The organism is Mesorhizobium sp. M7A.F.Ca.ET.027.03.2.1 (assembly GCF_003999175.1).
In the GTDB taxonomy this organism is placed as follows: domain Bacteria; phylum Pseudomonadota; class Alphaproteobacteria; order Rhizobiales; family Rhizobiaceae; genus Mesorhizobium.
The window spans coordinates 1-3,888 of the sequence record NZ_RZOM01000579.1; the positions used below are offsets into that span (position 1 = coordinate 1).

General features: G+C 58.9%; 5 protein-coding genes. 4 read left to right on the plus strand and 1 reads right to left on the minus strand.

The window, feature by feature from the left end:
- Nucleotides 1-169 precede the first annotated feature (169 nt).
- Nucleotides 170-640 (plus strand): nucleoside deaminase, encoded by a 471-nt coding sequence (locus EN750_RS22585; protein WP_127397692.1) that lies wholly within the window; start codon nt 170-172, stop codon nt 638-640.
- A gap of 189 nt (nt 641-829) precedes the next feature.
- On the opposite strand, the gene EN750_RS22590 is transcribed toward EN750_RS22585, so the two are convergent.
- The gene (locus EN750_RS22590) at nt 830-2,023 is read right to left on the minus strand and encodes a site-specific integrase (RefSeq protein WP_127397693.1); all 1,194 of its coding nucleotides are present in this window, start codon (nt 2,021-2,023) and stop codon (nt 830-832) included.
- Nucleotides 2,024-2,219: 196 nt separating this feature from the next.
- Here EN750_RS22590 and EN750_RS22595 point away from each other — a divergent pair, with 196 nt between their 5' ends.
- The 3 genes from EN750_RS22595 (at nt 2,220) to EN750_RS22605 (ending at nt 3,885) form a co-directional block, all read left to right on the plus strand.
- Nucleotides 2,220-2,411 carry a helix-turn-helix domain-containing protein gene (locus EN750_RS22595; RefSeq protein WP_127397694.1) on the plus strand — a complete coding sequence of 64 codons (192 nt, stop codon included), beginning with the start codon at nt 2,220-2,222 and terminating at the stop codon, nt 2,409-2,411.
- A 45-nt stretch (nt 2,412-2,456) separates the two neighbouring features.
- A complete protein-coding gene (locus EN750_RS22600) occupies nt 2,457-2,672 on the plus strand; it encodes a hypothetical protein (RefSeq protein WP_210212760.1) in 216 nt (71 codons plus the stop codon).
- 91 nt (nt 2,673-2,763) lie between these two features.
- Nucleotides 2,764-3,885: a hypothetical protein gene (locus EN750_RS22605; protein WP_127397696.1), complete on the plus strand. Its 1,122-nt coding sequence runs from the start codon at nt 2,764-2,766 to the stop codon at nt 3,883-3,885.
- Nucleotides 3,886-3,888 lie beyond the last annotated feature (3 nt).

A 3,888-nucleotide genomic window follows, 5' to 3' on the forward strand; every position in this document is an offset into this window, starting at 1 on the left:
CGCCTGTGCTCATCTGTTCGACGCCAAGACCGGCCGGCGATTGTAGGGCAAAGGTCTGATATCCCGAGGCAAAGGTCTCAAGCAAAAGTTGGCTCTTGCCACTCGCGTCCGTTGGCACCAATCTCGCTCAGCCGCTCATCGGTGGATGTCGGCATGACAGGATCTTGCCATGACCCGCGATCAGATGCTCGCCCACCTGCGGTCCGCCGATGCCGTCGCGCGTGACACGGCGGCGCATGGGCACCATCCGTTCGGTTGCGTGCTGGTCGGGCCGGACGATCGCGTGCTGATGCGGCAGGGCAATCTCGACACGGTGCGCCATGCCGAGACGGAGCTCGCCCGGCGCGCGGCGGCGGCCTATGAGCCGGAGTTCCTGTGGCAATGCACGCTGGTCTCAACCTTCGAGCCGTGCGCCATGTGCGCCGGCACGATGTATTGGGCCAATATCGGGCGGCTGGTTTACGGGGTCGAGGAGACCGAGCTGCTGGCGCTCACCGGAGATCACGCGGAGAATCCGACGATGAGCCTCTCTTCGCGCACAGTCCTCGACTCCGGCCAGAAAAAGATCGAGGTCTTTGGCCCCTTCCCCGAAATCGCCGACGAGTTGCTCGCACCGCACCGCGATTTCTGGACGCGTTGACGGCTTCCCCACCGGTTGTGGTGTGCCCTTCCCGAGAGATGGGTGACAGTTTATCGCGTGGATTTGGTGAGCGCGATGGGATTCGAACCCATGACCTACTGATTAAAAGGCTGTACAAAACCCCCATAAAATAAGGCTTTGTACCATATATGCGCCATTTATGCGCCATGAAACATGCGGTAAGGCCCGTCAATTGGCGTAAAGTTGGTCCGCAATCTTGTCCATCGCATCGGCATGAGTTTCGCTTGGAAACAAGTGTCCATACCGGTTCATCGTAATGGCATATGTCGCATGACCGGCAAGCGTCTGAACTGCTTTTGGCTGCAGGCCTGCCTCGATCCATGTCGACACCGCGAAGTGACGGAGGGCATGCCAGCCTAGGTCTTTCACTTCGGCTTTCGCGACAAGCGGATACCAGCGGCGCTTCACGAACAGGGTGTGGCGCGTGAAGCCGCCAGCAGAGTCTGGAAAAACGAAGTCGTCGTCGCCAGCCTTCGTCTTCTTACGGCGGTCGGCTAGTTCATCGGTTAACGCCTTGCCCAACGGCACGGTGCGCTTGCCAGCTTCCGATTTCGTTGTGTCGAAGTCGCCAAAGGCATCCACGCGCGTTTCAACTGTGACGGTGCGCTTCTTGAGATCCAGATGGCGCCAGCGGAGTGCCCACTGCTCACTCGCGCGCAAACCGGTTGCCGCGGCGAATTTGACGCGAAGAGCCAAGTCGTTCAACTCGGCCGCCCTCGCTTTGAATTTCGCTTCTGCTTCCTCCCCGAAGCCCTTGGGCGCTTCAGGCTCCCATTCCTTCGCTGCTTTGATGATCTTGGCAAGATCGGCCTTCGACGGCGGCACAACCTTTTCGCTGCCCTGTCCTCGCTTGGCTGTGATGCGGACACCCTTGGCGGCGTTGCTGGCCACCCAATCTTCACCGATGGCATAGGCCAGTGTGCGGGACAGTGCGCCGACGACGCGACGGATGGTCGGTATGCCAACCTCGGCATCCTTCAGTTTGTCGACCATTTCGTTGATGGCGCGGGTGGTCAGTTCAGAAAGCTTCGTGCCGCCAAGCTCGGGCTCTACATGGGTACGCAATTGGCCGGTGGTGTTTCGCAAGTACATCGTCGTCACCTGCTCGCCCTTCCCGTGCCGCTTCCCGAGGTGCTTGATATAGGAGTCGATCGCGTCTTTGACTGTCTTGGTGGCAGCCTCGGCCCGGAACGTGCCCTTGCCTATCTGACCCTCGACCTCCACTCGCTTTGCGTCGGCATCGCGCTTCAGGCTGAACTGTTCTTTGTGCCTGGCGCCCTTCTTATCGGTATAGGCGAGAACCCACGCCTCCCGCTGCTCGCCCTTGCCGGTCTTCCAACGCCGCTTGGTGATCGTTGCCATGATTCGCCCCTGATATACTGATCTTATGGCGCATGGAAATATCGTGGAACATGCGGGAAAACAAGGTAACACTGGAAATTTTTGTTATCGTTTGAAATCAGAGGCATAGCCTAACATTAGACACACCTAATTCTCTCCAGCCAGATACTTATAGGGATGCACGGGCAATTTCGCCCGGCGAGAACGGAGAGATCACATGAACGACAACAACCCGGACCTGCTTATGGGTGCCGACGCCATTGCGCGGTTTCTCGGCATCACTAGGCGGCAGGCTTACCGCCTTGTGTACGATGGTCTTCTACCGTCGTTCAAACTTGGCGGGACGGTGTCGGCTCGTCGTTCTTCACTGACTGCCTGGCTGGCCGAAAAGGAAGCCGCGGCAGCCTAATCCCCTACCAATAGGAAACACATGAGAATCTTATCAATCCACCCCATGCATGGGGCGGTCGCGAAAGCGCGTTTCGACGTCGAGATCAACGAGCATCTGCGCCTTTACGGCCTGATCCTGAAGCAAACTTCCAACGGCCTGCGTACCCACGCGCCACGCACCAACACCGGTCATTCCGCAACATTCCACCCCGAGCTTGGGAAACGGATTACGGCGGCTGCGGTAGCGGCGCTGGAGGGCGGCAGCCATGTCGGAAGCTAAGGAGCCGCGCACCGCAAAGCCGGGCTCGCTATTGTCGCAATGGTGGACGCTAGGTGCGATCGCTCTCGACGCTCGCACGGCCGGGCGCCACATGACTGTCGCCTGGGTCATCATTGACCGCTACATGCAGAGCAAAGGCGGCAGCCGCGCGAGCCTGCGCTACATCGAGAAGGCCACCGGACTTTCAAAGCCTACCGTTATTGGAGCATGCCGTGAGTTGGTCGATTGGGGATACTTTACCCGTCACTTAGGCAAAGGCACCCGCCCCAGCGAATACGGTCCAAACTGGCTAGTGGTAAACCCCTCTTTACCGCAAGCTAGTGGTCAACAAGGGTTTACCACAGGTGGTAAAGATGGGTTGACCACTACGGAGCCTAGTGGTCAACAAGGGTTTACCAAAAACCTACTTACGTCACCGGCTGACAAGCCGGCTGACAGTAAAGTAGGAACTGAAGATACCCCCGACCCCGTTGCACTCGGCCTTGCGGCCGGTGCCGGGCCGCGGGACCCGGAGAGCGCCTTCGATCGCTTCTGGTCCGCATACCCGCGCAAATTCCAGAAGCCGAAAGCGCGGGCCGCATGGGATAAGATCGAGCCCGACGCCGAGCTTGCCGCACGGATCATAGAAGCGGCAGCCGCATGGGCAGAGCACTACGCCACGCAAGGCACTGACAAAAAGTGGATCCCAACTCCTGCGAACTGGCTTGCCGGCGAGCGCTACGATGAAGACCTCCCCGAGGTCTATGTCGACGCCAAAGAAGCCGCCATTGCCAAGAAGGTTTCCGGCAAAGCACCGCGGGCAGCCGAACCAGAACCTGAGACGGCATCCGAATGGTTGGACGAGATATCGCCGTTTGTGACGCCCGGCCGGCATATCATCACGGTGGTTGCCGCCAAGGAGAGAGCAACCGAGCTTGGCCGGAAATTGCAATTGTCATTTGACGTCGACCTGCCCAAGCAGAAATTGACCGACGTGCCGTTCGAACTCTACACCGAGCATGTCATCAAAGCCGTTCAGGACGACGGCCAGGCCGCGATTAAAATCCTAGCTGGAGGCGACGATATCGAAAAGGCAATCGATCTTGTCGGCAGGCAATGCAGGATTTCGGTTAGCCATATTGGCGCCGTGAAGTTCGAGCCGCTGGTGCACAGTGTAGTGCCGGGTTTGATGGATCGCATAAGGGCAGCACAGGCCGCACAGTCTGCCGCATAACTG

What these genes read in the sequence shown, in the direction of transcription:
- EN750_RS22605 (WP_127397696.1), top strand. Translation starts at nt 2,764, where the DNA reads ATGACTGTCGCCTGGGTCATCATTGACCGCTACATGCAGAGCAAAGGC.
- EN750_RS22600 (WP_210212760.1), top strand. Translation starts at nt 2,457, where the DNA reads ATGCATGGGGCGGTCGCGAAAGCGCGTTTCGACGTCGAGATCAACGAG.
- EN750_RS22590 (WP_127397693.1), bottom strand. Translation starts at nt 2,023, where the DNA reads ATGGCAACGATCACCAAGCGGCGTTGGAAGACCGGCAAGGGCGAGCAG.
- EN750_RS22585 (WP_127397692.1), top strand. Translation starts at nt 170, where the DNA reads ATGACCCGCGATCAGATGCTCGCCCACCTGCGGTCCGCCGATGCCGTC.
- EN750_RS22595 (WP_127397694.1), top strand. Translation starts at nt 2,220, where the DNA reads ATGAACGACAACAACCCGGACCTGCTTATGGGTGCCGACGCCATTGCG.